General features: G+C 55.9%; 3 tRNA genes. All 3 read right to left on the bottom strand.

What is annotated here, in order from left to right:
• Position 1: 1 nt before the first annotated feature.
• A tRNA-Glu gene (locus Q1A47_RS20705) sits at positions 2–76 on the bottom strand.
• A 16-nt stretch (positions 77–92) separates the two neighbouring features.
• Positions 93–184, bottom strand: a tRNA-Ser gene (locus Q1A47_RS20710).
• Between the two features lie 2 nt (positions 185–186).
• Positions 187–261, bottom strand: a tRNA-Asn gene (locus tag Q1A47_RS20715).

Genomic DNA, 261 nt, shown 5'->3' on the forward strand with positions numbered 1-261 from the left:
TTGGTGACCCGTACGGGATTCGAACCCGTGTTACCGCCGTGAAAGGGCGGTGTCTTAACCACTTGACCAACGGGCCAGTATTATTAGAATAGTGGCGGAGAGCGAGGGATTCGAACCCTCGAGGCCGCGGTAACGGCCTACACGATTTCCAATCGTGCTCCTTCGGCCACTCGGACAGCTCTCCATTGGCTCCACAGGTAGGATTCGAACCTACGACCGATCGGTTAACAGCCGATAGCTCTACCACTGAGCTACTGTGGA

This window comes from uncultured Virgibacillus sp. (assembly GCF_947495635.1).
Classification (GTDB): domain Bacteria; phylum Bacillota; class Bacilli; order Bacillales; family Amphibacillaceae; genus Virgibacillus; species Virgibacillus salarius.